The organism is Haloferax volcanii DS2 (genome assembly GCF_000025685.1).
In the GTDB taxonomy this organism is placed as follows: domain Archaea; phylum Halobacteriota; class Halobacteria; order Halobacteriales; family Haloferacaceae; genus Haloferax; species Haloferax volcanii.
This window is the reverse complement of sequence record NC_013966.1, coordinates 397,099-423,387: the sequence shown is the minus strand read 5'-3', so window position 1 is coordinate 423,387 and position 26,289 is coordinate 397,099. Positions and strand designations below refer to the sequence as shown.

The 26,289-nt window shown below is 58.3% G+C and carries 27 protein-coding genes and 4 pseudogenes; 7 read left to right on the top strand and 24 right to left on the bottom strand.

All coding sequences use genetic code 11. The features are described 5' to 3' along the window. Window positions 1–301: 301 nt before the first annotated feature. Window positions 302–769 (bottom strand): HVO_A0114 family putative DNA-binding protein, encoded by a 468-nt coding sequence (locus tag HVO_RS03710; RefSeq protein WP_004062178.1) that lies wholly within the window; start codon window positions 767–769, stop codon window positions 302–304. After that, the gene (locus HVO_RS03705; protein WP_013035067.1) at window positions 750–1,058 is read right to left on the bottom strand and encodes a toxin-antitoxin system TumE family protein; all 309 of its coding nucleotides are present in this window, start codon (window positions 1,056–1,058) and stop codon (window positions 750–752) included. Before HVO_RS03705 ends, HVO_RS03710 begins: the two co-directional genes overlap by 20 nt. 417 nt (window positions 1,059–1,475) lie before the next feature. Here HVO_RS03705 and HVO_RS03700 point away from each other — a divergent pair, with 417 nt between their 5' ends. Further along, complete coding sequence (locus HVO_RS03700) at window positions 1,476–1,760, top strand: PadR family transcriptional regulator (RefSeq protein WP_004062180.1); 285 nt, start codon at window positions 1,476–1,478, stop codon at window positions 1,758–1,760. A 116-nt stretch (window positions 1,761–1,876) separates the two neighbouring features. Here HVO_RS03700 and HVO_RS03695 read toward each other — a convergent pair whose 3' ends face one another. Both HVO_RS03695 and HVO_RS03690 read right to left on the bottom strand, forming a co-directional pair. Next, complete coding sequence (locus HVO_RS03695; RefSeq protein WP_013035218.1) at window positions 1,877–2,560, bottom strand: cyclase family protein; 684 nt, start codon at window positions 2,558–2,560, stop codon at window positions 1,877–1,879. Between the two features lie 81 nt (window positions 2,561–2,641). After that, window positions 2,642–3,295: a hypothetical protein gene (locus tag HVO_RS03690; protein ID WP_049941494.1), complete on the bottom strand. Its 654-nt coding sequence runs from the start codon at window positions 3,293–3,295 to the stop codon at window positions 2,642–2,644. A 195-nt stretch (window positions 3,296–3,490) separates the two neighbouring features. On the opposite strand from HVO_RS03690, the gene HVO_RS03685 reads away from it, so the two are divergent. Continuing rightward, window positions 3,491–4,132 carry a helix-turn-helix domain-containing protein gene (locus tag HVO_RS03685; RefSeq protein WP_013035173.1) on the top strand — a complete coding sequence of 214 codons (642 nt, stop codon included), beginning with the start codon at window positions 3,491–3,493 and terminating at the stop codon, window positions 4,130–4,132. Between the two features lie 336 nt (window positions 4,133–4,468). Here HVO_RS03685 and HVO_RS03680 read toward each other — a convergent pair whose 3' ends face one another. From HVO_RS03680 to HVO_RS03670, 4 genes and pseudogenes are all read right to left on the bottom strand, one after another. Continuing rightward, entirely contained in the window at window positions 4,469–5,002 is a 534-nt protein-coding gene (locus tag HVO_RS03680) for a hypothetical protein (RefSeq protein WP_013035139.1), read from the bottom strand. Window positions 5,003–5,303: 301 nt separating this feature from the next. Beyond that, on the bottom strand, window positions 5,304–6,458 hold the full coding sequence (locus HVO_RS19990) for an outer membrane protein assembly factor BamB family protein (protein WP_004043306.1): 1,155 nt from the start codon (window positions 6,456–6,458) through the stop codon (window positions 5,304–5,306). 224 nt (window positions 6,459–6,682) lie between these two features. Next, entirely contained in the window at window positions 6,683–7,582 is a 900-nt protein-coding gene (locus tag HVO_RS03675) for an SOSS complex subunit B family protein (RefSeq protein WP_004043305.1), read from the bottom strand. Between the two features lie 1,045 nt (window positions 7,583–8,627). After that, a pseudogene (locus HVO_RS03670) lies at window positions 8,628–9,774 on the bottom strand (ISH3 family transposase). 434 nt (window positions 9,775–10,208) lie between these two features. On the opposite strand from HVO_RS03670, the gene HVO_RS19975 reads away from it, so the two are divergent. Next, window positions 10,209–11,357 carry a PH domain-containing protein gene (locus HVO_RS19975; RefSeq protein WP_013035009.1) on the top strand — a complete coding sequence of 383 codons (1,149 nt, stop codon included), beginning with the start codon at window positions 10,209–10,211 and terminating at the stop codon, window positions 11,355–11,357. 206 nt (window positions 11,358–11,563) lie between these two features. Here HVO_RS19975 and HVO_RS03665 read toward each other — a convergent pair whose 3' ends face one another. After that, the gene (locus HVO_RS03665) at window positions 11,564–11,944 is read right to left on the bottom strand and encodes a hypothetical protein (RefSeq protein WP_049914858.1); all 381 of its coding nucleotides are present in this window, start codon (window positions 11,942–11,944) and stop codon (window positions 11,564–11,566) included. A gap of 8 nt (window positions 11,945–11,952) precedes the next feature. Continuing rightward, window positions 11,953–12,953, bottom strand: a protein-coding gene (locus HVO_RS19970; protein ID WP_144064028.1) for an IS630 family transposase whose coding sequence is annotated in 2 segments (ribosomal slippage) — window positions 11,953–12,461 and window positions 12,461–12,953 — 1,002 coding nt in all. Because the reading frame shifts where the segments join, the coding sequence is not laid out codon by codon here. Window positions 12,954–13,133: 180 nt separating this feature from the next. Here HVO_RS19970 and HVO_RS03650 point away from each other — a divergent pair. Beyond that, complete coding sequence (locus tag HVO_RS03650; protein ID WP_236995446.1) at window positions 13,134–13,409, top strand: hypothetical protein; 276 nt, start codon at window positions 13,134–13,136, stop codon at window positions 13,407–13,409. Between the two features lie 156 nt (window positions 13,410–13,565). Continuing rightward, on the top strand, window positions 13,566–14,726 hold the full coding sequence (locus HVO_RS03645) for a Fic family protein (RefSeq protein ID WP_004043299.1): 1,161 nt from the start codon (window positions 13,566–13,568) through the stop codon (window positions 14,724–14,726). A 141-nt stretch (window positions 14,727–14,867) separates the two neighbouring features. Here HVO_RS03645 and HVO_RS19965 read toward each other — a convergent pair. From HVO_RS19965 to HVO_RS03630, 3 genes and pseudogenes are all read right to left on the bottom strand, one after another. Further along, window positions 14,868–15,242 (bottom strand): annotated as a pseudogene (locus tag HVO_RS19965) (hypothetical protein); the annotation flags it as partial. Between the two features lie 101 nt (window positions 15,243–15,343). Then, window positions 15,344–15,532, bottom strand: coding sequence for a hypothetical protein (locus HVO_RS03635; RefSeq protein ID WP_013035044.1), 189 nt, complete (start codon window positions 15,530–15,532; stop codon window positions 15,344–15,346). A gap of 139 nt (window positions 15,533–15,671) precedes the next feature. Next, window positions 15,672–16,556, bottom strand: a complete 885-nt coding sequence (locus HVO_RS03630) for a biosurfactant protein 1 (RefSeq protein ID WP_004043297.1) — start codon at window positions 16,554–16,556, stop codon at window positions 15,672–15,674. A gap of 136 nt (window positions 16,557–16,692) precedes the next feature. Between HVO_RS03630 and HVO_RS03625 the strand changes: the two genes are divergently transcribed. Continuing rightward, on the top strand, window positions 16,693–17,244 hold the full coding sequence (locus tag HVO_RS03625; protein WP_004043296.1) for a DUF7342 family protein: 552 nt from the start codon (window positions 16,693–16,695) through the stop codon (window positions 17,242–17,244). A 45-nt stretch (window positions 17,245–17,289) separates the two neighbouring features. On the opposite strand, the gene HVO_RS03620 is transcribed toward HVO_RS03625, so the two are convergent. The 8 genes and pseudogenes from HVO_RS03620 to HVO_RS21235 all read right to left on the bottom strand — a co-directional run. Further along, window positions 17,290–18,108: an SWIM zinc finger family protein gene (locus HVO_RS03620; RefSeq protein ID WP_004043295.1), complete on the bottom strand. Its 819-nt coding sequence runs from the start codon at window positions 18,106–18,108 to the stop codon at window positions 17,290–17,292. A 2-nt stretch (window positions 18,109–18,110) separates the two neighbouring features. Next, window positions 18,111–18,563: a hypothetical protein gene (locus HVO_RS03615; protein WP_004043294.1), complete on the bottom strand. Its 453-nt coding sequence runs from the start codon at window positions 18,561–18,563 to the stop codon at window positions 18,111–18,113. Next, complete coding sequence (locus HVO_RS03610) at window positions 18,560–19,072, bottom strand: winged helix-turn-helix domain-containing protein (RefSeq protein ID WP_004043293.1); 513 nt, start codon at window positions 19,070–19,072, stop codon at window positions 18,560–18,562. Before HVO_RS03610 ends, HVO_RS03615 begins: the two co-directional genes overlap by 4 nt. Before the next feature lie 308 nt (window positions 19,073–19,380). Further along, a complete protein-coding gene (locus HVO_RS20775; RefSeq protein WP_004043292.1) occupies window positions 19,381–19,518 on the bottom strand; it encodes a hypothetical protein in 138 nt (45 codons plus the stop codon). Window positions 19,519–19,520: 2 nt separating this feature from the next. Next, a complete protein-coding gene (locus HVO_RS03605) occupies window positions 19,521–20,003 on the bottom strand; it encodes a type II toxin-antitoxin system death-on-curing family toxin (protein WP_013035221.1) in 483 nt (160 codons plus the stop codon). Window positions 20,004–20,068: 65 nt separating this feature from the next. After that, window positions 20,069–20,488, bottom strand: a complete 420-nt coding sequence (locus HVO_RS03600; protein ID WP_049914857.1) for a hypothetical protein — start codon at window positions 20,486–20,488, stop codon at window positions 20,069–20,071. 5 nt (window positions 20,489–20,493) lie between these two features. Beyond that, window positions 20,494–20,772 (bottom strand): annotated as a pseudogene (locus HVO_RS21240) (hypothetical protein). A 287-nt stretch (window positions 20,773–21,059) separates the two neighbouring features. Continuing rightward, window positions 21,060–21,404 (bottom strand): annotated as a pseudogene (locus HVO_RS21235) (DUF7342 family protein); the annotation flags it as partial. A 148-nt stretch (window positions 21,405–21,552) separates the two neighbouring features. Here HVO_RS21235 and HVO_RS03585 point away from each other — a divergent pair. Continuing rightward, the gene (locus HVO_RS03585; protein ID WP_004043289.1) at window positions 21,553–22,077 is read left to right on the top strand and encodes an Lrp/AsnC family transcriptional regulator; all 525 of its coding nucleotides are present in this window, start codon (window positions 21,553–21,555) and stop codon (window positions 22,075–22,077) included. A gap of 15 nt (window positions 22,078–22,092) precedes the next feature. Here the strand turns inward: HVO_RS03585 and HVO_RS03580 are convergent, their stop codons facing one another. Genes HVO_RS03580 through HVO_RS03570 form a run of 3 tightly spaced genes read right to left on the bottom strand, consistent with a single transcriptional unit; the run spans window position 22,093 to window position 26,221 of the window. Further along, window positions 22,093–22,425: a cupin domain-containing protein gene (locus HVO_RS03580; RefSeq protein WP_004043288.1), complete on the bottom strand. Its 333-nt coding sequence runs from the start codon at window positions 22,423–22,425 to the stop codon at window positions 22,093–22,095. After that, window positions 22,422–24,173: a hydantoinase B/oxoprolinase family protein gene (locus HVO_RS03575; protein ID WP_004043287.1), complete on the bottom strand. Its 1,752-nt coding sequence runs from the start codon at window positions 24,171–24,173 to the stop codon at window positions 22,422–22,424. Before HVO_RS03575 ends, HVO_RS03580 begins: the two co-directional genes overlap by 4 nt. Continuing rightward, on the bottom strand, window positions 24,173–26,221 hold the full coding sequence (locus HVO_RS03570; RefSeq protein ID WP_004043286.1) for a hydantoinase/oxoprolinase family protein: 2,049 nt from the start codon (window positions 26,219–26,221) through the stop codon (window positions 24,173–24,175). Before HVO_RS03570 ends, HVO_RS03575 begins: the two co-directional genes overlap by 1 nt. Window positions 26,222–26,289 lie beyond the last annotated feature (68 nt).

Below are 26,289 nucleotides of genomic sequence, written 5' to 3'. Positions count from 1 at the left end.
CTCTCCAGCCCACGCTGCGGATGGGCTGTCGTCGCGTGAGTCGAACCGATGCGGTGTCTGCTCCCCACACGACTGACAGCGGAGCAATTGCCGTGTTGGCGAGGCTGACGACGACTGTGACGACGAGACATCAGCAGACGCTCGCTGAAGTGCAATCGCCGGGACAACCCACGTCTCTGAGTCCGAGAGTAACTGTTCACGCCAAGAGTCCTCAGTAATCTGCGTCCCAGCAGCGTCGTACCACCGGGAGCACCAAGAAGGTTTCAACAGGTTCAAGAAAATCGTAACCGCGAATCTCCGGCTACGCTGATGCGGGCGACGAAGACCCCTCATCACGCGGCAGACCGAACTCAACCTCAATCCGGACCGTATCGTAGGGGACGTACGGCTTCTTTGCGCGACCATCCTTCTCGAAGTGGACGATGTCGTACTCGGCTAGTAGGTGTAGATCGTCGTGCACATCGTGGACGTCGCGCTCCAAGCGACTAGCCAGTGCGCGGATACTCTCGGGCGGGCGTTCCATCACCTCTTCGAGGAGTTCCATCCGCCGGTCGGTTAGCAGTTGGCGGAGCCGCGTCCGATCCTCGAAGTTGACGACATGCGGTACCTCTTCACCCTGCTCCCACCGTTCGGCCCGCTCAAGAGCCGCCGCCTGTGCCTGTTCTGCTGGGAGCGACGTGATACGGAGAGTCGAAGGGTACTCGACCTCGTCCGGGTCGGGAGTGAATTCGTCGTGCGTCGGTTCAGTATCAGTTGGTTCGTTGCTCATAGATCTCGTTCACCTCGGTTTGGAAATCGTTGACTAGGTCGGACAGCCCTGTGAACTCCAACTTCGTGATGTCGCCCTCGGGTGTATGTCGGTGGTGTCGACCAACATCCAAGTGGTACGGCGAGTTATCATACCGCAGGAGTGTGTCGCCGTCAGCGTCCATGTACTGAAAGCTGTATTTCAGTCCCTGCGGGAAGTCTTCGCTTGAGGGAACCTGCCACGCGACCATCTCATACCGACTTCCATCTAGCTTCTCGTTTTCGTCCCGGTACACAACCCTTGCAGGCATCGTTCTCCTATGTTGTGGTACAACCCCAACAATGTTAAAGCTTAGCGTTTGGGACGTCCCCCAACAGTCAGATTCCGTACACTCAGCACCGCTTTGAGCTTTTTTAGCGATAGTACTTCGTCCGTACCCTTTCTTTGAACGGTATTCAACGCCATCTCACGCGGTGCTTAACTCTCGTGTGGGAAAGTTCGTCTCAAGCCCGTTTTCAATCGCAGCAGGACGTGGCCGAATGCTACTTGCACCTCACCAACGAGCGTCTTCGTTCAGTCGAAGTTCCACGGCCGGGTCACGGGAGGGCGGCATACCGCGTCGTGGCTGTATCTTCCGATATAAACGTTCGTCCAGCGAGGTCACTCTGAAACCCGGCCGATGGCCAACAAATGTATATGTATTCTTAAACTAGCTGCGGACAGCAAAATGTACGACTTGACCGGGTTCCAACGCGACCTGCTGTACGTCACCGCCGGCTTGGATGAACCACACGGACTCGCAATCAAAGACCAACTCGAGGACTACTACGAAACCGAGATCCACCACGGCCGGCTGTATCCCAACCTCGACACGCTCGTTGAGAAGGGACTGCTCGACAAAGGCGAAAAGGACCGCCGAACGAACGTCTACGCGATTACAGCTCGCGGTCGTCGAGAAATCGAAGCCCGTGACGACTGGGAACAACAGTATACCAGCGAACTGACCACCTGACTGCTGCTACGAGACGGGGAGCTGGGATGACAGACAACTAGTGGGGGAACGTGCTGTTTAAATCGCTTAATCCGGCCAGTATCTTTGCCACACATTGCGAATACCGACTTCTCGTCTCACTGGTCAACTTCGGCAAACGCACGGATGGGCATTGCAGCAGTGTCTTTGGCTTTGATCGGCACAGCGAAGAATCGGAATGACTCACCACCGAGCGAATCAAGGTTGCAGAGATTCTCGACGATGAAGATCTCTTCGTCAAGGAGTCGAGTGTGGGCCGGGCGGGCGGGGTTCTGGTGGTCGTCGGCGTTTAGCGTGTCTACGCCAACCAGAGAAACATCTGCATCGATTAGTCTCTCAATGACGGCCTCAGAGATGTATGGGTAGGATCGGTACTGCTCTGTGCCCCAGTGTTCGTCCCATCCAAAATTGAACAGGACGGCGGTACCTGCGAGGGCAGACTCCTGGGGAAGTGCGTCAACAGTCAATTCTTCGTTGCCAGCAAGCCCACGAGCATCGACGACCGTCCCAGGAAGTACCAGCTCGCCGATGTCAAGATCACTGATGTCACGACCCTCGGGATGTCGATGATACGGTGAATCTAGATACGTTCCCATGGACGTCTGGAACCGCATTTCGGTAACCTCGAACGCGGATTTGCCTTCGTACTTCTCCCGAGACTCCTCGTGTGTGAAAAACGGATATACATCTGCAGTGTACTCCGTGTGTGTCCCGTCATCGTTCTTTTGACGGAACCCCGGCATCCCGTCTTCGAACGTGTGACTCAAGTCGACGAACTTCATACTAGTTACCTTGTTCGACATTGGATACGACTCCTGCTTGGTGTTTCATTGTTTCTACAGTATCTCGGTCGCTGAAAGGTCTCATTGACTACTCCCAGTGTTGCTGTTCGTCTCAACGTCATGGTTCACAGCACTACCACTATCGCTTCGGACTTCCCACAGACGACGAAACAGGATCGGGCCTAAAATCAGATAGATGACGGACGTATAGAGTCCGGGAAAGTAGCCGAACTCGCCGGTCGCGAGGATCGGATAGATGGGATGTAGAACGCCGTTTCCGATGACCCCCATAAGGGTGAAAAACCAGACGATGAGCATTGGACCCTTGATACCACGGTGGATGGCGACCGCACCGAGAGCGAACGCAGCGTATGAGACCATATTGATCTGAACGAACGTCGTGAGCTCGAACGGGGCTGCGTTGAAAACCTCAACCGGCCAGCGGGTGTAGAATTCGGTCGAAAACTCCTCGGCGAAGTGTAAGAACTGGACAGCAAATGCGATCAAGTAGACGGGGAGCACCCGACTTGGATCAGGCATTCGTTGAAAGCTCGTTAATAAATAGCACACGTATGCGAGAATAATAGCAGGAACGAACGTGGTGATCAGTGATAACCCTGGGGAGAGATAGGTAAAGGTCGCAACCAAGATCACCGTCATCACTCCAGGAAGAATTGCGTCTCGGCTACGCAACGTGGCGGGAACGCTCTCGGACTCGCTGATTCGAACACCCATCTCAAATCTCTCCACTCGTACGGTTACTTACAGATCGAGGAGATACTGCTCTCCATAACGGTCTAATATGGAACTGACGCCAACCAAGGCTTTGTCTTTTCATGAGGCAAATTATCGTTAGAGTGGAATTTGTATGTCAGCATTGCCTCACCTAGATAGGCTCATTTATTAGTCAAAGGAAATCGGAGTAATCTCATGAAGTCGATTACGCTGGAGATCTCAGTCGAAGGCGGATTCCACCCGGCGAATCAGTTACTCGCAGCGGATCCGTCGATAATCCGTGAGTCGCTGCACCACGTTACTATTCTCAAAGATGGGACGATTATTCTGCTCTACCATCTTCGAGGCGACCTCGATCAGGTGAGAACATACCTCACGGACCACAAAGAGGTCATCTCCTGTGATGTGCCAGAGAACGGAAGTGGGCTTGTGTACATCCACGGTCGCCCACTCAAGCCGATTCGTGAATTTTTCTCTCTTGCCCGGTCACACGGAATCGTGTTCGAGACACCCATAACACATACTGATGATGGACTCAAGATCACGATGAGCGGAGATGAACAAACGCTTCATCGTGTCATCTCGGAAATTCCATCAGATATTGAACTCACCCTCCTCAGAAAGGGAGAGCGTAAGCCAGGGGAGAATGTGATCATCTCACTATTGACTGAGCGCCAGGTAGAGGTACTCACTCTGGCAGTTGAGGAGGGATACTACGAAACACCGAGAGGAACCACTCACGAGAAGATTGCGACTCAGATTGGTGTCGCAACTACGACTGTGAGCGAGCATCTCCGAAAAGTCGAACAACGTGTTTTCTCTGCACTTATCAGATAACTGTATTTTCGAAAGTTCTACTGACCAATCTAGACACCCGAGAATCACACATTGCTCAAGGAGCTAACTAGAGAATCTCGATGTCTATCCGTACGAAATCCCCGAGAGGACAAGCATCTCCGTCCCAAATCCCGCACCAGACAGGAACTGTGTTGTCCCAAGCGAACTCAGACCGATACCGGTGCCGACGAGCAACACCATTGCGGCCCAGTCGACAGCCCCAGGAGTGTCGCTCGGCCGCATCTTCGTCACGGACGCGCCAACACCGGCGAACAGCGCTGCAAATCCGGCGAGGAGAGGAGGCCAAGGGAGATGTCCTCAACAAGTACAGGGGCCTCACCGCCTCATGACGAGCGCGTACCCGACCGTTGCTGGGAGCGCGTAGATGACATGACCGAGGATACTCCAGAGCTTCTCGGGCATCGTAAGATCGGGGAACGCCGGCGTGAACGGGTAGCCGACTGCACCGAGCCAAAGCGGCATCAATAGCACCGAGAGCAGCACCGTCGAAACAGCGCCGACGACAACTGCGAGGACGACGGCTCCACGGAGCGTCCTTGGGTACTCGGTGAGTGGTTCCCATTGGACGGCGGCGACGTACATCACTGCGAGTGCGACGCCGTGGAACTGGTGAATCACCCATCCAGCGAGCAGGTCTGGCCCGGGGAGGCCGTACATCATCGGCAGGGCGAGCGCGATTAAGGGTTCGGGGTTCCCGTACTGCATCATCAGGCCAAGCGGGACGCTCCCGAGGAACCCGCCGACAGCCGCGGCAATCCATGCGAGGGCGGGAACTGCTCTGAGTCGAGTGGCGAGTGCCTGTGCGTAGCCACGGCCGAGATCAGCCGTAGCCTTCGTCGTACTGGTCATCAATCATAGTCCGAGTGGAGATTCCCTATCAGCGCTGCCTCACTCCGAGAGGCTCGTTTATTATCTTCCAGAGAGTCCAAGCTATGGAATCACTGACCCTAGAACTCGCAGTCAAAGGCAGAAACCGCCAACGGGCAATCGGTGGGTTCGTGCGAGATACACGCTCGACATGCAGCACATCCTCAACAAACGATCAGCGGCTGAGGGTTTCAACAGAGCCCACTAGACTTAGATCGTCGATTTTACCCGCCGACAAAACCGGTGGTGAACTGTGAGTCCAGTATAGAGTCGGTGTTGTTCATCAACCGAATGCGTACATACCACCCAAGCGGCTCCCAATATACAGACGGCGATTAACCACAGCTGGCGATCCCGTGATCTCAGTACCGGTGTCGAATGACCACATCAGCTTACCTGTCCGTGCATGGAGTTCGTATACGTACCTGTCGTAGCCGCCGAAATACACACGGTTTTGGACAACAGCAGGCGACGAGACAATTCCTTGAATCGGGTGGTCACCAACGCTGAAGGCCCATTGTTCTTCACCAGTCGCTCGGTCAAATGCGAGTAGTTGGTTGTTGGTAGAGCCAAGATAGATGAGTCGATCAGAGATCGCTGGTGAGTTGGTAATTGTCCCGACATAGACACGCCAACGTTCTGTTCCATCTGCTGCGTCGTAGGTCGCGAGATACGGCCAGCCACCAACATACACAATCCCATCGACGAGGACAATGTGTCGTGGAGAGTACGGAACAGGGTGAGACCACTCGACCACGCCAGTTGCTGCGTCGAGCCGAGAGATCCGTGAATTAGACCCCCCGAAGAAAATACTCCCATCACTCATCGCAAGTGATGTGATTCCAAAGCCGGTGTCGAGACTCCAGATAGGAGTCCCGTCAGCTGCTGAAATCGCGTGAATAACCCCATTCGCGTCACTAAAATACACCACCCCATCAGAAACAACTGAATCATGATTAAGTATCGCACCAGCATCGTAGCGCCAGAGTTCACTCCCAGTAGCGCTATCGAATGCGTAGAAGATATGCTCCCAATCGCCAATATAGACGACTCCGTTCGCTACAGTTGGTCTTGAGGGGGCGATTCGCCCGTTGGTTGGACTGTTCCAGACGATGCACCCATCAGCGACATCGTAGGCGAAGAGACCATTCGCGGCTGTCCCGTGGTAAAGTAGTTCTCCGACGACGGCTGGACTACTCGAGAATGATCCGTCGGTCGTCTCCCATACTTTTGTGAGTTTGCCTGTGGGCCGTCTCCCATGCGGGTTATATCCAGACCGACCATTGTCAAACTGGAACGTCGGCCACGACGGCTCTGTTGCTGCACGAGCAGCAACGGGGCGTCCCGTGCGGAGAGCTGCAGTTCCAATCGCAAATGAGGTCCCCAAAATTCGGAGTGCCTGTCGTCGATTCAGCCCTTGTTGGTTCCCCCGAAGCATGCTAGTCGGTGGGGAGACAGGGTAATAGTCATGATAGTGATACCCCAGTTTAACGGTCACTTTCATTGGAGAATATCGAAGGCACCAATCCTCACCGTGACGTCGAAAAAGAGTTCTAGAGGTCGTGGCTGCGCGCGCAGCGTCTGCGAGCACGGAGCGGAGGGTGGGGCGGTGGGGTCTGGGTCGGCCCGGCCACCAGCAAAAAAGAAGGCCGCCGCGCGCCGTTAGGCGTCCCACCAAGCGTCGCGCTCGGGGAACATCACGGTCGTCCACCCCGTCAGCGCCACCGAGACGCGCCCATCGTACCAGTTCCGCGCCGCTCCGTGAATCCGCACGCGTTCGCCCTCGCGAATCCACGGCACGTCCGAGGCCTTCCAACTCGTCAGCTTCACCTGCCCGCTTTCGTCTTCGAGGAGCCCCGCTTGCTGAATCGCCGGCGACTCCGACTCCCACACTGTCGTCAGCGTCCCTTCAACGCACACCTCGCGTCGCGACACGCCCTCCAGTTTCCCGATCGGCACCATCGTCCCCGGTGCGCCTTCGAGTTCCTCGAACACGCTCACAGTTGCCGACATCATGTCCTTGCCACCCAACACCGCCTCGCTCAGCCGCCGACTGATCGCCGCTCGTGACCACCCATCCAGCTTCTCCGCCAACCGTGTTGCCTGAGAGTTCACTGCGCCCAACTGTGCTTGGGTTAGCTCCGTCCGGGGATCCGCCCGGTCGGGGTCCGCCATCGGGTTCACACTTGCCGCGCGCTTCTGGAACTGCCGCCGTCGCCCAGCGCTCCGCTCGGCCGCAATCACCCGCGACCGCGCCTCACGACCCTCTTGCGACCCCAGTTCCGCACGGGCACTAATCCGTTCGAGTTCCGCTTCCCGCGCTCGAATGCGCTCTTCTTGGGCCAACGTCACCCCGTCAATCCGCTCGTCGCTCGTGTCTGCGATCCCATCTGGGTGGTTCGCATCCACCTTTGCTTGGATCTCCTGTTGCACCGTCGCCTGAAACGTCGGCGTCTCGTCGACGACCTCGAACCCGTCTTCGTCGACTGTCGTCTCATCCGCTTGCTCGAACGCCTGTTCAGCCACCGAAACTACCTTTCGACTGGAGTTGTTACTAGACATCGTTGTTCCTGAAGGCGCTAACGCGCCGACGCCCGCGACCTCACTCGCGGGATTCTCACGAACCAACACTTGAGCCACGGCTCCGACGTCAACCGATGACGCCGTCACCGAGGTGCCCGCGCCGCGCCTTCACGCCGGACCCTGTCCGGCGCGGCGCGGCACCGACGGCGCCCCCCCAGACAAGTTCGGGGGGTGAACCTCGAGGTGAGCGCGCGGTCACCACCATATACCCAGCCGGTCACCGCGGGTCGGCGCCTCGCCGACACCTGTCCGTCGCAGACGCAACGGAAACGCCTCGTGCGGCAGCCCGGTGCGGGCTGGACGCCCGCGGACCCACAGCTCGTCGCGGCCGGGTTTGAGCGCATGCCCGGCAGGCCGCACAGCCAGCCCTGAGTGAGCCCCGGACCGTGGCATATTGGGGGTGAGCACGGCGAGCCCCCAGTAGCCACCGCAGCCCGGGCGAACGAGGGTGAGGGCAAGTGCCCGAACGGCGAGCAGCCCGCCCGGACCGCGCAAGCGGCCACGTCTGAGCCAGCCGGCCGGTGGCGCGACCGCATCGAGGGAGCGCCGCCGCAACGGCTGGTGAAGATGCAGCCACCCCGGTCTCGGTCACGGCCCGGTCGCGGGCCGAGCGCTCGCAGGCCCGCCCTCGGGGCTGACCGGCATCGGGTGGCTGCACCCGGCCCGACCCGGCCCCGTGACCGTGCCCCGTCCGTCGGAGACGCAACGGCAGCGCGAAACGCCCGGGCCCGGCAGGAACGGACTGCCCGCCGGAGCGCGCACAACCCGAGCAGTCGCCCCCCAAACGTACCGATAATACTCACCGCTCAAACAGCTGAGGTCGCCTCTCGACGGAAGTCTCAGTCGATCACATCGACAGCCGCGTAATCTTGTCTGATGGCGGTGAATCAGATCGAACTGGTCGTGGAACGTCTTCGAAGCACTGGTGAGTGTGGTCTTCGGGATGGACCGTCGCTGTCGGCGGCGGACTGCCGCCGACGCGACAGTGTTACCACTCATAACCGCTGTCCGGACGGGTGGACAGCTACCGGAAGAACCGGTCGTCGAGTGGCTGGTTCGCTGGAACAGCCCTGCGCACACCAAGCGCTGTCCAGGCGGCCCGCAGCACCATCTCACAGAACTCCGTGAACGGCCACCTCCAGAGGCGGCGCCCCCCGCGGCGGGGCGCCGCCACGTACCTCCAGTGAAGATACCGCCAGCTGTTCTGGAGCAGCAGGCTCACGACAAACATCACCAGCCGTAGACCAGCGTCCTGAGAACTGGTGAATGCGAGGCTCTGCTTGGCTAAGCGGTAACTCGACTCAATGCCGAAGCGTTTGCTGTAGTGCTCTCGGGCATCCCGTGGCGTGTCGATAAACGGCGCGTCAGCGGCGTAGCCGTGACGCGCCACCCCGTGTTCGTCGTATCGTCCCTGCTGGTAGACGCAGTCGATGAACACGGGAAAGGTCACCTCGCCGGCGAGATCGTGTTCGATCTCGCGGCTCCAGCCTTTGCTGAGTTCCTCTTGAATCGTCTCGCCCCACTTGACGATCGGCATCACGTAGGCGTAGTTGTGGGCGTACAGCAGTCCGAGACAGGTGCTGTTGTAGAATCCGCGATCGAGGTAGACGGCCTTGACGCCGAGGTCAAAGCCGTTGAGGAGTTCGAGGAACTCAGCGAGGACATCGCTGGTGGTGTCGCCAGCGACAAGCTGGCGCACCGCCAGCGTGTACCGCTTGTTGCGTACCCGCGCGTAGAGGGTCGCATACGCGTGAAACGTCGTTGTTCCGCGTTTCGCTTCCGAGAAGTACAGCGCTTCTGTCTCGTCTTCGTCGCCGTAGTAGGGATCGAGGTGGAGGTCGGCGACGACCTCCCACCGGTCGATCCGGGAGTGTCTCAAGCGCATCTCGTTGGAGGAGCGTGTCTCCAACCGCCTCAACAGTGTCAAGGTCGAACTGATCGGTGAGATGTCCCCGGACAGTGTTGGCGTGCGGTGAGTCGTCGGTCGTTTCGCAGACGTGGTTGATCGAGGTCCCGCCGGCGCTGGCGCCGGCGAGGACCTCGTACAAGGTCTCTGTCGTGACCTCAACGTCCTCATCAAGGTCTATCGCAAGTTCCTCGTCAAGGCTGTTGACGACAAAATTAAGCAGGTGCTCTTCCTCTATCTCGCTGTCTGCTTCGGGTTGTTGCACATCCTCCCAAAGCAGACATTTCCTCTAACCCGATGTGATCGACTGAGTCTACTGCAGCAACTGTGCTGCTGAGAAGTTGAGAGACTGAGAATAGTTTCAAGTCTGAAGAAAACTGGTGGACGGACAAGCAGTTGGAGACGAAGTTATCTCAGAACCTCCGACAGCAGACTGATGCAGTAGTTTCGAAAAGCACGGTACTTGGTCGTCCTGTTAGTGATCTCGGGTACTGGAATCAGCTTCGCTACACAACTCAGCGAACTCCGCGCAGGAGATCGTGACCGCATATGTCATGTTAAGAGATGTTTGTACTGACCGGGGCGATTGCGTATGCAGACCATCCAGTAACTGAATGACTCTCGTGAGATGTGACGGATGGTATGATGCGTTGTGGACAAGAGAGTAAGCTTTACTCTGTTAAATTGGTTAGATCAGATATGGGACTGTTCGACTCTGGGGATGTTAATCCAGAAGCACAGCGCTTGGCAGATAGTGCGCGGGGAAAGAGCGTCACCGCGAAAATTCTCACGAAGACTACAGGCGGGGTAGGTAGTTTTTCAGTTCAGAGTATTCTTGCTGACAGTCCATTCCTCAATATACTGAACGAGAACGAACAGCCCCACTACTACTTTGCCAATAACTCAAAAGGTCAGATTCGTGACGGAGATGCAGTTGGAGCTGGCCACCAGCAAGATTTCATGAGCACAGTTCTCGTAACTGACCAACGAATCATCCTCACAGCTGCTGGGAATCGTGGGAACGCGCTAGTATATGGCTCAATTACTGACGTCCAGACCAAAAATGGACTGACAAAAAACCGGCTATCAGTCTTCACAAGCAATCACGAATATAGAATGTATATTCCGAATTCAGCCACTCAATCCGAGATTGAAGCAGCTGCAGACTACATCCGAACCCAAGCAAAGGATGCGCCTACTGTCAACTCCGATCTCGATACTGTCCATTCACTTCGCCCGATTTGGGATGACACGATGCGAACCGGTGCCGGCAATACAGATCCACTTGATGCAACGCCACAAGGAGCTTATGTAAATCAAGAGCGCGTAGATAAAATCCGAGATATACTTGATCCAGATGAGCGTGTCCACTACCTCACTCGCGGTCAAACAGTTGATGTAGAGGGTTCTGGTGCGGGAAGTTCTTGGTGGGGCAATGACCGAAGTCGAAAGCAGGGAACACGCGGCTACGTACGAGCCGCCGCAACGAACAAACGTGTCGTCGTAAAGATTCCTCAGTTCACCGGGACCGACGAACGATCAGTACCCTACCAAAGCATAACAAGTGTTGATCTTGATGCTGGCTTAGGTGGGAAACGGATCTCACTCCAGACTCCTGGCCAGACGTATCACATCCAAGCAAACTTCCCTGGGAAGCCAGAAGTCCGTGAGATGACGCGGTTCATCCGCGAACAGATCGCAGGAGATACCACGACGGCTACCTCAACAGCATCAACAGAGACTGACCCACTTGAGCAACTGGAAAAGCTTGGTGAACTCCGCGATAACGGAGTTCTCTCAGAAGAGGAATTCGAAGAGAAGAAAGCAGATCTGCTTGATGAGATCTAGTTTCGCTAACTCAGGAAATAGATGAAGTCCCGGTGAAAGAGCCAACCTACCCACCGTATTCTCCCGGTATCAAGTTAATAGGGCCCCAAAGAGGGGACAATGAAAATGACAGAGTACACCAACCAGTTACAGCGGGCTGCAGCTTGTTGGTGCTTAAGTGCCAGTATCCACCGCCGGCGCTCAAAGTATCGCTTCGGGAGAGCCATTCAGCCATCGCCCGCACGCTCGACGATAATCGCTAGATCGCCCGATTCGTAGTCCGCTTCGAAGTCGACGGTGAACTTGTCCGAGTCGTAGGCGGCGTGGTAGGCGTGGTGACGCTCGAGTGAGCCTGTCGCCTTGAAGTGGAAGAACGCGGCCGCCGTGTAGGGCTTATGCTGTGTTTCGACCTGCGACTCGACGGAAGTCAGAAGCGCGATCTGGGGCGTCTCCGTGTCGATACTCGCAGCGAATTCCTTCGCTTCCTCAACTGTTGCTTGCGAATGTGCCGGTGTCTCGCCGGTGAGGACGTTCACCGGGGTTTCCGTCTCGTCAGTGAACAGGACATCTTCGAACGTGTGTGTCCCGAGTACCGCGTCGGGACCTATAGTATTCGTTAGAAGTAATTACTCACTTTTGGGACCGAAAGCTGGTCAAGAGCGGCGTCTATCGCTGTCGTTAACTCGTCAAGTGAGTCGAAAAACCGGTTGCTCAACGCTACTTGAAGCTGTCTCCAGCACTCCTCAACCGGGTTTAGCTCCGGCGAGTATGATGGAAGCGTCACGAACGCGAGGTCGTCACGGGCCGCCAGGTCCGTGACGGCCGACGCTTGAAAGTACGGCGCACCATCTAGCACCACGAGCAAGTCATCTTCAAATTCTTTACATAGTGCTAAAATGAAATGTTTCGCGTGTTCAGCGGTGACGTACTCTTCGAATCGTGAAAAGAAGCGATCACCGTCCTCGGTGATCGCGCCCAGCAGACACGTCCAGTCGCGTTGACCAGAGAGTTTGACCGAGGGCCGCGTGCCACGCGGAAACCACGCGGCACGCGGCTCAACTTGCACGGATTTCTTGGTTTGATCGATACAGACTACGGTGGCGTCCATCTTCCGCCGCTTTTTTTGAGTTCTTCGTAGAACGCTTCTTGCTCGTCTTCGTCGGCTTCGGCGGCTGTACGGCGTGGTTTCTGATAGCTCAATCCCGCTTCTTTCAGTAACCGCCGACAGCTCGGGATTGAATACTCGACGTCGTAGGTTTCTTCGAGGAAATCTTGGGCAAGCGCCGGCGTCCACGCCGGCGCGTCGATGCCGACTTCTTGAGGAGGTTCGTGGACGATTTCTTGAAATTCGATTTGCTGTGTTTCTGAAAGTTTCCGTTTTCTCCCAGTTCGCTTATCGTCAGAAACAGCTTGCTCAAGCGACTCGTTGGTGTCGAGTCGCTTGAGCCAGCTGTAGATCGTCCGTCGCTGAACATCGTACCACTGGGCTAGCTCGGTCTGCGTGACACCGTTCTTGTACGCGATAGCTGCTAAGAGCCGTTGTGTCGGCTTCTTTCCGTCCACGTTGTCGAGAGCGTCTTGCAATTCCTCGACGGAAACATCGTCGAGATGGTTCATTATCTCTTACAAGAGTCTTTGAGTAAAAAGTTCTAACGGTTACTATAACTCGCAGTCGTTGAACGGATCGTCAACTGGTTCTTCAGTCATGGAATCATGAGCCCATGAGGGCTTAGTCCTTTCAGCCCTCGAAAAACAGCAGTGCTTCGAAGATGTCGGTTTGGAGGTATGTGAGTAAGAATGATGATCGATGCCGGTGTATCTGCTGCTATGATTGCCCTCCTTCCATTGATTTTCCATTACCCTCTTCAGACGAGCGACCTTCTGACTGCGTATAACGGCGCTCTCTTGCGAATCGGGCTGTATATTTTCATTTTCTGGCCCATCGTCGGCTACTACGTGTATCAGGATTCGATAAAGCGAGGCTACTCATCACCCCGTCTTCGGGCTGTTTTGCTCGGCATACTCGGAATCCTCGGCTTGTTGATCCATCTCGGGATGCGTCGCTCCGGCTAGGGCTGATCGTCTGTCCGTTATCTATGGGCGATGCCGGCGACGAGTTGCATAACGAACCTCAGAACTACCTATCTTGAGGTGGGGAATTGGATATTTTGGATAGGTGAAATAGATATTCGTTATCTATATCTCCCTGGCCATGTGTGTTGGATAACAATGAGGCCTGAAGACTTTGTTGACGACGCTCCGGGAGAGGTTGAGATGGTCGACGGTATCTTCACGTTCAGCCCAGATCCGCTTCCACCAGATCTCGATGCCACACACGAGCTGGTCAGCGAAAACGGGGAGGCAATGTATGCCGTGGGTCAGCTCTCAGACCTGGATACGTGGTTGGATTCGCCGGAGGTCATCCTCAGTCCCCTCATCCACCGTGAGGCTGTCGACTCCTCGAACATCGAGACGACGACACGACTCACGCTCTCGGACATATACCGACGCGAAGCTGGTGAAGAGCCCGGACAAACCGCGACCGAGCGAGCCGACATCACGGAGGCACAAAACTACGTCGAAGCGATCACCACCGGGATTCAGGCGCTCCATGATGGAGCCGAGTTAGATCGGGACTTGCTGTGTCGACTCCACGAAATTTTGCTGCAGGGTGCGCGCGGCGAGCAAAAGAACCCAGGAGAATTTCGTGAGGACCTCGTGGGGATTGACCAGCCGGGAACGCCACTCAGTGAGGCACGGTTCGTTCCGGCTCCCCCGGCGAGTATCCCGTATGCACTCCGGAGCCTGCTCCAGTACGTCCGGTCAGGGCCCAGGTACGCCCCGCTGGTTGACCTGGCGCTGATCCATTACCAATTCGAGACGATTCATCCGTTTCAGGACGGCAATGGGAGACTCGGTCGCCTCCTCGTAATGCTAGCCCTCTACAAGTGGGAGCTGTTACCCGGCCCGTATCTGTATCCGTCGTCGTATTTCAATGCGAACCGTGATGCCTATCTCGACAGGCTGCTGGCCGTGAGTCGTGACGGTGCCTGGACAGAGTGGGTGTCATTTTTTGTTCAGGCGATCGCCGAACAGGGCCGTGAGGGATATACTGTCGCCCGAGAACTTCTCGCGTTGCGCGATCGCTACCGAGAACAGTACCAGGGCCAGGGCGTTGTGATTCGCGAACTCATCGATTTCATCATCGAACACCCGTATCTCACAGAGCCACAGGCGGTCGACGCGCTTGGGCGGTCTCAACCGGCAGTGAACCAGGCGATTCGTCGCTTATGGGATGATGGCGTCCTGCGTGAGACGACTGGCCAACAACGCAATCGACGGTATGAAGCGCCCGCTATTCTCAAAATCGTCGAACCGTACAATCCGTGAAATGTGAGATGGTGGGATCTCCGTTGACTACCGTACGTTCGTACGCAACGAGTGCGCGATATCCCATCGTGAAATCACCTTACTGGACGATGCTCGTGTTGGATCGCTCCGCACCCCTCTCGGGGATGAACAACACCTACGCTCAACCGGACCAAGGGAACTGAGGTCGGCGTATAGGACGTCCCCCTCACGAATGACGTAGCGCTTGGCCAGCACCGGGAACCGGCATTTCGTGTACCCTGCGGTTTGGATGTCGAGTTCTTCACCGGGTTTGAGGTAGTTGGCCAGCTTTCGGAGGAACTCGTGAGTGGCGAGACCACCTTCGTAGTCCGGAAGCCCATCCTCACGAGTCTCGTAGATCTCGAAGGCGTCGTAGCCCCAGATGATGAGCTCTCCTTCTTCGTCCACCTCCCAATTCAAGGTCCCGAAGCAATGTGCTTCACAGAGCTGGCGGACTGCCTGTGAATCCGTTACGGTCGCGCCGGTCGACGTTGTCGCTGCTTGGAGTGTTGCCATTGTTAGTCCTCAGGGGCACTTTCCTGCCCCCGTACCCCTTCTGGGGGAACAAAATCGACTGGAAGAGAAGCTGAACCGATTCTGTTCGACCGAGCCTTTCCTCAGGAGTCAACGGTGGCGTCAGTTTCTTTCGAAGCATCGGGTCGGGTGAGCAGTCCCACCTGTTCCAGAAGCGTCGTCGCTTCAGCGAGTCGTTTTCGGTCGGGGTCATCCAGTTGCTCGATATCGATGCTGTTGAGGTTACTCAGAGCGCGATACAGTCGATATCCGGGCGTGTCCCGTGGGTCCATAATGTGCGCCTCGCCGACTCCCGGCGCAGAAAAACAATGCAGGTACGCCGATGTCTCCCGCCGAAGCCTGCATCAGCCTTAACCAACACCCTTCGTATAGGCATCCGTTGTTGGTTAACGCCGTATTCAACCGACCCTCCTATTCAGGGGCTGGCCCGTGACGTGGCGACTGACACACCTGACACTCCCACATCGGCTGCCCAGTCCAGTTCTCAGCTGGGACAGACTCGAACTCCTGGAACTGATGCACAGTTGTTCGGTCGCAGCTGCGACAGTCAAGTCGCGTTTTCGAGGGAACGCTGGGGCAACGATTCCCGGACTGTACGTCGTCGACGGAACGCTGGAGTGCAATCGCGGGCACCAACCAGACGTCGTTCTCGGGGTACTCAAGGAGGCCTGTAAGCCGATCCACGTCGCGAATGCTGTGACCCTCCTCGTCGTAGAGGAACGTCCTGTGCGTCTCTCCACGTGGCGTCTCGGTCGGCTCAGTCCAGGGAGTCCGTGCACAAGCCAACACAAGGAGCCGGTCACCACGCTCAGAGGTGGCCCGTACGGCGTCAGGAAGCGAGGGCCACTCGTCGGTCAGTTGCGAGGCAGGCGCGTCGTCGAAATCGTAGAGCAGCTGGCAGTCGTCGACGGCTGGATCCCTGTCGGGCTTCGCGAGGAGGGTCGCTGCCGCAGCGCCCTTTGCGAGGGCATGATAGACGGTCGATGCCTCGACGAGCAGCTGGACGACGTGCAGGAGTGTCCACTCGGTGTCTGCGGGCTGCTGGTTGTCGGTGGGCGCTCCGAGATGATTCGTGAGGCAGAACCGGCACTTGGTCTGCCCGTTTGGGATCGACGCACCACAGGACTGGCACTCCGCGCCGATGCCCGACGGTTGGTCGGGATAGTCCCCCGTGCTTGTCGCGACGCGTTGCCGCCGGGGGGAACCCTCACACCCGTCGTCCAGCCTCGAGTCCGGAATGTGGGACGCCTCGCCGGTCGGCCGCAGTTCCTCGAAGTCAGAATATCGGTTGTACATCGATTGGCTCGTAGGTTCTGCCGGGATGGTATTTCAACGTCAGGGTAACCGTGCTCGCGACTACTTCTATATTATACGCGAAGACACAAACATATCTGGGAGTGAGGCATGAACACTGTTGCAAGAGGTGCCAAGCATGTCCGAATCCCCCCGGAATGGCGTCCAGTCGTGGACTGAGTCGATGAGCGCCCGCGACCGTATTCGAGCCGTCGCCGAGACGCTTCGTGAACCCCGGTCGGTTAACTGGATCAGCGAACAGGCCGACGCCGCTTGGAGCACGACAAACGAGGAACTTCAGGCGCTCGTCGACCAGGGCCAGCTGCGCCGCGTCGAGGCCGGCGAGACGACGCGCTACCAGCCTGACTACACGCGGCTGCTCTTCGAGGAAATCCGCACGCTCATCGAGGAGAACCCGCGCGAGGAGTTGCGGAACGAATTGGCCGCGATCACCGAGGAGATCGAGGAGTGGCAGGCGACCTACGACGTCGAGACGTGGGAGGATCTCGAACAGTCGCTCGACGACGGAGATCTCTCGAGTGCCGAGCTTTGCGAACGGCGCGACGTGATTAGGCATTGGGAGGAGAATTTGGAAGACCGCCGGCTCATCAAGCACGCGTTGGCCCTCTACTCGGATGTCGAAGCCGCTCGCGAACAGCGGATCAACGTGGCTGACCGTGTGAGAAACTAATTCTCGGGATCTTCGAACTTGGAGGCGCCATCAAGGTCGGCACAGCTACTCGAAGGACTGCTCGTCCGCCTTTTCTTGAAGTTCGACCACAGCCTTCTCGAAGTGTTCCGTGAGGAACGGCGTTCCCGACGTCGCCCGCTCATCAAGGAATGCGACAGCGTCTGTGACCGCGTCGTCGCGGCCACGGAACGCGACACAGTCGACATACCCGTCGAGTGCCCGACTGAACGCACGCGAGAAGTGGTCGTACGCGCCGTCGACACGCTCCATGTTGTCGTCGAGCGACTCGACAAGCGCACGGTAGACGGTCGCCGCCGACGCGTACCGCCCCTGCTCGCGGTACTCGGTCGCGAGATCGAACCACCGAGTGAAGTCGATCGGCTCGAAGACGACGTAGTACTCAGGGTTTGTCTCCTCGAACCGCCGGTCGATCGTGGTGCGAAGCTCGTCGACTGACCGCGTCGTCGACTCACTGACCCGGGCGAGAAACTGGTCGCGGAGGTCAGCGTCGGTCGCGAGTTCTTCACGCAGGAACGCGCGGAGCTCGTCGGCGTCGGCACCGTTAAGTGCGGTGTCGAGCCGATCACCTTCGTCTTGGGGAGGGTCGTCAACACACCGAAGCAACACGGCGACGACGTGCTTGCACGTGCCCGGCCCGTCGTACGGACAGTCGCACCACGGGGCAAACCCGTTGGTGGCGAGGTCAACACGGACATCGTACTGACGGCTGCCGCTCACGACTGCGGTTACAGTGGTGTCGATGCGGTGAATTCCGTGGATACGGCCCTCCTCACGGTATCGTTCGCCGCGTTCGAAGACTGCGTCCGTGCAGATGTCCCGGACTGCGTCCTCGGTTACATCCATCTTTACGGTGGGTTTGACGCACTATTCAGCCGATCCAGTGCATCATCCTCGTACGCTGTTCGCCACATTGCATGGACGGCACGCGTCACGAGTGACACCTCGGTGACGTCGATACAGGACGGTTCCGCGTCCATCGTCGCGGCCTCGGGCGGCGGGTGGAAATGGATCTCGGGGGAGTGTGTGTTCGGATGGCGATCGAAGCGCCAGTTGACGTCGTTGCTATCGACGTAGTGGAACGAATACAGCCCCAGTTCGCTCCACTGGATATCGAGCCGAGCGTTCTCGGCGTCGCCCAATCCATCGCTGAGACTGATCTGCAGTTCCGTAGGGGCGACGACATCATCATACGCCGTTTCGTCGACGAGCGGCTCAAGTTCGAGCCAGAGGTCACGAATCCGCTGGAGTGCCGGAAGATAGATCGGCCCGAACTCGCCGGCGCGGTCGTTACCGTTCATACAGCGAGCTGGTGGCTGGCCTCGTCGTAGGCGAGTGCGGCTTGTGCGACGGCGAGATTCTGTCGCGTTGTCCGCCAGGCGGTGAGGTCGTCCCAGCCGCCCGTCTCGTCGGCGTCGAGTTGCTGGGCGAGTTCCTCCGGTGACACCACGTCGTAGCGGTCCTCGTAGCGTCGGATCTCGGCCTTCATCTCCTGGATGCTGTCGAGCAACTCCGATCGAGTAACTTCCTCACGCAGCTCGCGGATCCGCGACATCAACACCCGGTCGCTGTTGCGCTTGTACAGCGTTGTTTGGCCGTCCTGTTCCGTCTCCGCGAACCCAGTGTTCACGAGCGACTTGCAGTGGCGACGCGCCGTCGGCTCACTCACGAGGGCCCGCTCGGCGATCTCGGCTGCCGATTGCCCATCGTGGGTCTGTTCGATGATTTCGTACACCCGCTCGAACGGCGTGGTGTCGGCTTTCCAGTCGGCTTTGACCTGCTCGTTGATGTCATCCCACGTTTCGGTCATACTGGATGCTACGCGGTCGAGAAACAAATAGCTTCCTGAGAAAAATACATTTTCATAATATCCCGATACGCCCAGACAGTCGGCGCCGGCGAGTTCGCCGCGTCTCCGCCTCAGATGGAATCACCCATCGGCTCGAGTCGTGACTGACTTTGTAACCGACCTTCGGGCCACGACCTGCTGCATCTCGCGGACCTGTACCTGCCCTAACGGGTACTGTACCCACTGTACTCTTCGCTGTCCTTGTTGACTTCGGTGTTAGGAGAAACTAAACAGGCCGTTGCGAAGACTGAGTGACTGCCGGCCGCCGTCTATTCGGTCGCGAGTTCGTCGTAGATTTCCTCGTGCTCGTCGAGGTCCTGTCGGCCGAGGAACCGGATGAGATACTGCCGTGCCTCCTCGGGGGACAGCTCATCGGGGATCTCGGGTTGTTCACTTTCAGCGGCCATTCTTACTCCCCACTATGGGCGTCGTCGTCATAATCGTTCGGTTCATACGTGTCTTGCTCGACCGTGTCGTGTTCCGTGGGTAGTTGGTCCGTTCCCTCAATCCGTGCCAGCCACAGGTTGATGGTCGCCTCGTACTCCGGAGCAAGCGGCTCTGTGTGTGCTCGTAGATACGTGATCACGTCGTCCGCTTCGACACTGCTCTCATCTGTCGCGAGCGCCTTCAGGATCTCTTTGATCTCCCGATCGTAGTCAAAACGGCAGCCATTCAACGCGTAGAAAATTCGGGTCGACATGAGCGCCGTTCGCTTGTTGCCATCGACGAATGGATGATTCGCTGCAATGAGCCGCAGCAGCTGGAATGTCTTCACATGGTGTGATTCTAGCACCTGACCGAAATGTCCTTCATGAATATGTTCAACTGCGTATTCGATATCGCCTGGCGAAAAGATACCAGCGATCGTCTCCGCATTTGACTCCACGATCATGACGACCGCGAGTACGCAGAGCGCGCGTCGATCCAAGGAGGTCACGAGTGGAGATCTGGGTTGGATTACCAGGGGACGAGGTTGACGAACTCTGCCAATGGAAGCCCCATTATCGCTCCGGCGACCGTGTACAGCGGGCCGAGGACGACGAGGACGACCGCAGACTTCATCGCAGAGCGCTTGTGTCGTCTGAGGCCCTTCTTCTGCTCCGGATTGAGGGTGAACATCTCGATGAGGAGATCAGCCTGCCAGACGATGGCGAGACCGACGATGCCCAGCGCGGTGGTGAGCCGGAAGAATCCCCCAATCATGCTCGGGAGGTTGTCCGCGCTACAGACGGCGTTGCTCTGGGCGGTAACTGGCTGAACGGCGAAGAGGCTCAGGAGGACGACAGTAAGGGCTGCCTGCCGAGGGATCGTGCCGATCAGCGGTGACTGGTTCTTGGGACGACGCTCAGAATCGGAGAGGATCTGATCCTGTGACACACGGATCACTCGTCAGTGGCATCTCCAGTCGGTGGATGGTCCTGCCGATTTTCCACGAGCGACTGGAGATCAGCAAACTGATTGGTGTTTTCGGCGATCTCTTCGAGTGTGTAACCCTAGTGGCGGGCCCGTTCGAGGAGCTCACGGAGTTCATTCGGGTCGACACCGTGAACATCCATCTCTTCACGGAGGGCACGGCGATAGAGGGCGGACGCGTTGATGTGGTCGTTCCACACCAAGTACAGGCCATCGATCTCTTCGATGGTGATTAACCGTGTAATCATACGTGCGGGTATGGGGAACCGACTGAATGTCGGTACATGTTTGCTACCGAGACGGAAGAGAAGTAAATGTGAGTGGGGTATCAGGATTCGAAATGAGCGTAAGGGAATTGTGGGATCAGTAGAAATCGGTGTTCACATTCTCATCGAAAGGGAGTGGACGATTCGTGTCTCGATCGCCCTTTCGTCGCTGGACTGCTTGAGACCGCTGCGATAGTATGGGAGAAGCATATTTCTTTCCGATTAGCTCACAATTGGTGAGTGTCTAATAAGATGGTCTTACAGTGGTGGTCCTCTTCGTCAGCGTCGAGAGACTTCTCGGTGAGCGTCCCACGAAGCGGGTACGGAGAATTGACCTCAGATTCGACCTCCTAACCCCGAATCTGCGAGTTCATGTCGGCGAGACGCTCAATATGTTCTCCAACAGTATTCTGTCGTCCGGGAGGTACATCACCTCCCACATCACTTAGGCGGTAATCGAGATAGTACGTAGTGTGAGTACCGCTGTCGACGCGGTAGAAGATACCGTCGCCGCTGAGCCGTTCGAAGACGCGCTTGGTTGGCTCGTTCGACCAGCCCGCTTCAGAGACGATCCAATTTGCCGCCCCCAACTCGGACAGTTGCCGAGCAACTATCCGAGCTCAGTCTGCACCCGTTGTCTGCCGATCCATATGACCTTCCTCAGATGATGGGAGCAAATTCGGACACAAGCGCGCCGGGTAGCGGACATGGGATTCGACAGCATCGATAACTACACCACGATAGGTTCCGAAAACCGGGTAAATGACTAACGAGCGATCGGCCGCGACCGAGTGGTTGGAGAATGACACCATTCAGTCGCTCCTGAAGGAGCATCTCGACGAGACGGATTACCGGATATACAAGGCTCTCAACGAGGACGGGCGAATGTCGGATACAGAACTCGGAGAGCGCGTCGGACTGTCGCGGACGGCGGCGCACCGCCGTCGGAAGAAGCTCGAAGAGGAAGGGATCATTGACGTGCTTGGCGTCCTTGTTTTGCAGGAGGCCGATTTCGCGTACGCTGACGTGTTCGTGAAACTCAGCTCAGAGGCGACGGTCGACGAGCTCGACGAGTTCCTCGAGACGGTGAAGGGCGACGAATTTATCTACGAGATCGAGGAGTACATGGGGACATACGACCTGCTGTTGCGCGTCTGGCACGCGACGCTCGGGGACATCCAGAGCTATCTTCGCACGCAGTTGCAGTGCCACGACCTTGTGGCGAAGTACGAGGCGATGCCGGTGACGAAAACGCACAAGGCCTGGCACAAACCGATCACGAACTAGCGTGACGTGGCGGCCTCAGAGGCCACCGACTGCGGTGTAGACGAGCCGCACCGGCTTGTCAGTGTCGTTCACGCTGTAGTGTTTCACGCCGGCTGGAATGACAGAGACCATTCCAGAACTGACACTGTACTCGCCGTCGGGCGTGACGAGTTCTACTTCTCCGTCGAGAATGATCGAGATCTCATCGCCCTCGTGGGATGTCCATCCCTCTTCGGGGACGCGCTCTCCGGGACGAATGACGTACGAACCCGTCTGTGAGACCGGATCGTCGATCTCGTGGAGTGTGAGCGGCGCATCCGTGCTCTTCGCCCAGACGTCCGCTAACTCCGTGAGTTTGACGTCGCTCACTGCGCCTCACCCCGTTCGGCCGCGGTCGCGTCGTGGTCTATCGTTCCGTTTTCGTCAAGGATAACACCGTAGACGTTCTGGGCGGTCTCTCGCGTGATGTAGTCGTCAAGGTAGTCGACGCGGACGCTCTCGGGGTCGCGCTCTGTCGGGTCACCCCAGCCGCCGCCGGAACTTGTGACGAGGCGCGCAATATCTCCGTTATCGAGGTCGTAGTTCGAGAGATTGCTGCGGCGTTCAGTCGACCCGTCGGTCCGCTCAACCACGATGTAATTCCCGTCGCCCTCGTGACCGCCTTCGACGCCCCACGGCGGGAACTCAGAGCGCCCGAACTCGGCGGTGATAAAGCCGCCGGACTCGTTGTACAGTTGGTAGCCTTGGACGAGCCCGGTGCCGCCACGGAACTCGCCGTGCCCGGACTCCTGTGGGGTATCGAGTGCAAACTCGTCGAAGAGGAGGGGGAAGCGAGTTTCCATGACTTCGACGGGCATTTCGAGCGTGTCGCCGTCGCCGGCGCAGACAAGTACATCTGCACCATCGCGGCCGGGACTACCGCCCCAGCCGCCGGGTTGGGGTTCAACGACGAGGAAGTCCTCGTCGCGGCGCTCGTCGTGCCCGCCAACGATGGTTGCACAGACGCTGAAGAAGTGCCCGGCGGACAGCCGGTCGGGGAGGTGGGGGGCGAGCGCCTTCCACGGGAGATCGGACGCCATCGCGGAACCCTCCCAGTCGGTACCGATTGCGGCCGGCTTGGTCGCGTTTAGGACGGTGCCTTCCGGGATTGTGATGTCGAGCGGGCGGAAGAACCCCTCGTTCGTCTCCGCGTCCGGAAGCGTGATTGCCTGGAAGAACGACCGGATATCGGAGACAGATGCGGCGTACGGGGCGTTGATCGGTCCCTGCGTTTCCGGGTCGCTCCCCGTGTAGTCGAGTGCGATCGCGTCGTCGGTAATCGTGACGGTAACCTCAACGTGGACGGGGTCGTCGGTGATGCCATCGTTGTCGAGCGTGTCGGACGCCTCGTACGTGCCGTTCGGGAGGTCACGTATCTCTTCGCGAACGAGGCGTTCGCCGGCGTCAAAGTACTCCTCTACCGCCTGTTTGACGGTGTCGACGCCGTAGCGGTCGTACACGTCGACGACGCGGTCGGCACCGACGTCCATGGAGGATTTCTGCGCTTGCATGTCGCCGCTTGTAATCTCAGGCATCCGCGTGTTCGCGACGACGATGTCGCGGACGTCCTCGTTCAGTTCGCCGCCATCGTAGAGCTTGACGACGGGATACTGGATACCTTCCTGGAAGATGCTCGTCGCGTCCGTCGACCACGAACCTGGAGACTTCCCACCGATATCCGTCCAATGCGCCTTCGATGCGGTGAATCCGACGAGGTCACCGTCGGTGAAGACGGGCGCGACCATCGCGACGTCGTTCAGGTGTGTGCCGCCGCGATAATCGTTCGTCACGACGACATCACCGGGTTCGAAGCCGTCCGCACCGAACTTCTCGGTTGCGGCCTCGACGCAGAACTTCAGCGTGCCGAGGAAGCCGGGGACGCCGTTCGCCTGTGCGACGACGTTCGCGTCGGGGTCCGTAATCCCGCACGCGTAGTCGAGCGTCTCGTAGATTACGCTCGATTTCGCGGTCCGGCCGAGGTTGAGGAACATTTCTTCAGCCGCGCTCTGCAAGGCGTTCGTGATTACCTCGCGCGTGAACGGGTCGGTCGAGGACTCCTGTTGGGGTTTCATTGTCATTATTGGATGTGGATGTTGCCGAGTTCGTCGACGTCGAAGGCCTGGTCCGGGTGGACGAGCGTGGTGCAGGCCGGCTCTTCGATGACCGCGGGGCCGGTAACCGGCGTCGTCGTGGGGATTGCGTCGCGCTCGTAGACGCGCGTGTTGTGGACGCCTTCCGTGCCGAAGTCGACCGTCCGCGTCTCTTTGACAGCATCCTCTGGGCACCCATTGCGCTCGACAGTCGTAACCTCGGGTTTCGGCATCGGGACGCTTGCGGTGAGTCGGAAGTTCACGACTTCCACGTCGTCGTCGAGTCGGAAGCCATACGTCTGGTCATGGCGCTTGTGGAAGCGCTTGATTGTCCCGCAGACCGCGTCCGGTGTAACTGCGTCGCCGGTGAGTGGCACGTTGACGGTGTGTTCTTGGCCAGCGTACCGGAGGTCGACGGTCCGTTCGAGTTCGACATCTCCGCGGTCGACCTCCGCTTCGGGCTCGTAGGCCGCGTACGCGTCCTCTTCGAGGTCGGCGAACGCTGCCGTGACCTCCTCGATAGCGCTGACCTCGAAGGACGTGACGTGCGTTCGCGCGAAGTCCTTCCGGACGTCGGTCATCAACATACCCCACGCGGAGAATTGACCGGGGGCACGCGGGATGATCGTCTCGTCGACGCCGAGTTCGCGACCGAGAGTCGCGGCGTGTAGCGGGCCGGCACCTCCGCTCGCGACCATCGCGAAGTCGCGGGGGTCGTGTCCACGGCGGATGCTCACCTGCTTCAGCGCGTTCGACATGCTGGAGTTGACGACGCGGAGGACGCCGTGCGCGGCCTCCTCGACGGTCGTGCCGAACTTGTCGGCAAGGGGTTCGACAGCGTCCCGCGCCGCGTCAACGTTGAGGTCCATCTCGCCGCCGAGGAAGTAGTCGGAATTGAGGCGACCGGTCAAGAGGTTCGCGTCGGTGACGGTCGGCTTCGTACCGCCGCGCCCGTAGCACGCCGGACCGGGGTCGGCGCCAGAGCTCTTCGGGCCGACGTTGATCGAGCCACCGGGGTCGGTCCACGCAATCGACCCGCCGCCGGTCCCAATCTCGACGATGTCGACGACTGGGACTTTCAGCGGGTACCCCTCGTCGCGGGGCGACGATTCTAGCCAGTAGTCTGTGTCGATGGTGACGTTCCCGTCTTGGACGAGCGAGGCTTTTGCGGTGGTGCCGCCCATGTCGAAGCTGATGACATCCGGCGTGCCGATCTGCTCGCCAACGTGGGCAGCGCCGTAGACGCCTCCCACGGGGCCACTCTCCACCATCTCCACCGGCGTGCGACGCGCCTGCGCGAAACTCGCCGTGCCCGCATTCGACTTCATCGCGTACTTACTCCCGGTAAGGTCCCGGTCGTCAAGTTGGGTTTCGAGATTGTCGAGGTACGCATCGGCGATTGGGCGGACGTAGGAGTTGAGGACCGTTGTGTTCGTCCGCTCGTACTCACGGTATTCCTTCGTCAACTCATGAGAGAGCGTGACATATGCCTCTGGGTACTCCTCCTCGATGAGTTCGCGGGTGCGCTGCTCGTGCTCCGGATTCTCGTAGCCATGGACGTAGCAAACAGCAATCGTGTCGAGTCCCTTCGCCCGCATCTCCCTAGCGGCCTCTCGGACACCATCTTCGTCAAGCGGTGTGAGGATGGACCCGGCTTGGTCGACGCGTCCGTCGACTTCCCAGCGGTGTCGCCGGGGGACGAACGGCTCAGGCTTCTCGTACTGGTAGTTGAACATGTCCGGACGGTTCGCCCGCGTGATGTCGAGCACGTCGCGGAAGCCGGTAGTCGTCAGCAGCGCCGTTTCCTGACCGGCTCGCTCGGTGATCGCGTTGATAACGACGGTCGTCCCGTGGACGAACTGGTCGAGAGACGCTGGGTCGAGGGCGCTCTTCTCGACGGCGGTCAGGACGCCGTCAGCGAAATTCGCCGGTGTAGTTGAAGTCTTTTCGAGTTCGAGCGTGCCGCCATCGACGGCGGCGAGGTCGGTGAACGTGCCGCCGATGTCGATGGCGATGCGGTTGATCTGTTGTGTCATGAGTCGTGGGTGCTAGTCGTTCGGATGCGTCTCTGTTCGGTCGCAGTTGCTCCGCTCTTGATGGCCGG

Excerpts from the sequence above, each read along its gene's own strand:
- HVO_RS03710 (WP_004062178.1), bottom strand. The coding sequence starts at position 769 with ATGAGCAACGAACCAACTGATACTGAACCGACGCACGACGAATTCACT.
- HVO_RS03705 (WP_013035067.1), bottom strand. The coding sequence starts at position 1,058 with ATGCCTGCAAGGGTTGTGTACCGGGACGAAAACGAGAAGCTAGATGGA.
- HVO_RS03700 (WP_004062180.1), top strand. The coding sequence starts at position 1,476 with ATGTACGACTTGACCGGGTTCCAACGCGACCTGCTGTACGTCACCGCC.
- HVO_RS03695 (WP_013035218.1), bottom strand. The coding sequence starts at position 2,560 with ATGAAGTTCGTCGACTTGAGTCACACGTTCGAAGACGGGATGCCGGGG.
- HVO_RS03690 (WP_049941494.1), bottom strand. The coding sequence starts at position 3,295 with ATGGGTGTTCGAATCAGCGAGTCCGAGAGCGTTCCCGCCACGTTGCGT.
- HVO_RS03685 (WP_013035173.1), top strand. The coding sequence starts at position 3,491 with ATGAAGTCGATTACGCTGGAGATCTCAGTCGAAGGCGGATTCCACCCG.
- HVO_RS03680 (WP_013035139.1), bottom strand. The coding sequence starts at position 5,002 with ATGACCAGTACGACGAAGGCTACGGCTGATCTCGGCCGTGGCTACGCA.
- HVO_RS19990 (WP_004043306.1), bottom strand. The coding sequence starts at position 6,458 with ATGCTTCGGGGGAACCAACAAGGGCTGAATCGACGACAGGCACTCCGA.
- HVO_RS03675 (WP_004043305.1), bottom strand. The coding sequence starts at position 7,582 with ATGTCTAGTAACAACTCCAGTCGAAAGGTAGTTTCGGTGGCTGAACAG.
- HVO_RS19975 (WP_013035009.1), top strand. The coding sequence starts at position 10,209 with ATGGGACTGTTCGACTCTGGGGATGTTAATCCAGAAGCACAGCGCTTG.
- HVO_RS03650 (WP_236995446.1), top strand. The coding sequence starts at position 13,134 with ATGATGATCGATGCCGGTGTATCTGCTGCTATGATTGCCCTCCTTCCA.
- HVO_RS03645 (WP_004043299.1), top strand. The coding sequence starts at position 13,566 with ATGAGGCCTGAAGACTTTGTTGACGACGCTCCGGGAGAGGTTGAGATG.
- HVO_RS03635 (WP_013035044.1), bottom strand. The coding sequence starts at position 15,532 with ATGGACCCACGGGACACGCCCGGATATCGACTGTATCGCGCTCTGAGT.
- HVO_RS03630 (WP_004043297.1), bottom strand. The coding sequence starts at position 16,556 with ATGTACAACCGATATTCTGACTTCGAGGAACTGCGGCCGACCGGCGAG.
- HVO_RS03625 (WP_004043296.1), top strand. The coding sequence starts at position 16,693 with ATGTCCGAATCCCCCCGGAATGGCGTCCAGTCGTGGACTGAGTCGATG.
- HVO_RS03620 (WP_004043295.1), bottom strand. The coding sequence starts at position 18,108 with ATGGATGTAACCGAGGACGCAGTCCGGGACATCTGCACGGACGCAGTC.
- HVO_RS03615 (WP_004043294.1), bottom strand. The coding sequence starts at position 18,563 with ATGAACGGTAACGACCGCGCCGGCGAGTTCGGGCCGATCTATCTTCCG.
- HVO_RS03610 (WP_004043293.1), bottom strand. The coding sequence starts at position 19,072 with ATGACCGAAACGTGGGATGACATCAACGAGCAGGTCAAAGCCGACTGG.
- HVO_RS20775 (WP_004043292.1), bottom strand. The coding sequence starts at position 19,518 with ATGGCCGCTGAAAGTGAACAACCCGAGATCCCCGATGAGCTGTCCCCC.
- HVO_RS03605 (WP_013035221.1), bottom strand. The coding sequence starts at position 20,003 with ATGATCGTGGAGTCAAATGCGGAGACGATCGCTGGTATCTTTTCGCCA.
- HVO_RS03585 (WP_004043289.1), top strand. The coding sequence starts at position 21,553 with ATGACTAACGAGCGATCGGCCGCGACCGAGTGGTTGGAGAATGACACC.
- HVO_RS03575 (WP_004043287.1), bottom strand. The coding sequence starts at position 24,173 with ATGACAATGAAACCCCAACAGGAGTCCTCGACCGACCCGTTCACGCGC.
- HVO_RS03570 (WP_004043286.1), bottom strand. The coding sequence starts at position 26,221 with ATGACACAACAGATCAACCGCATCGCCATCGACATCGGCGGCACGTTC.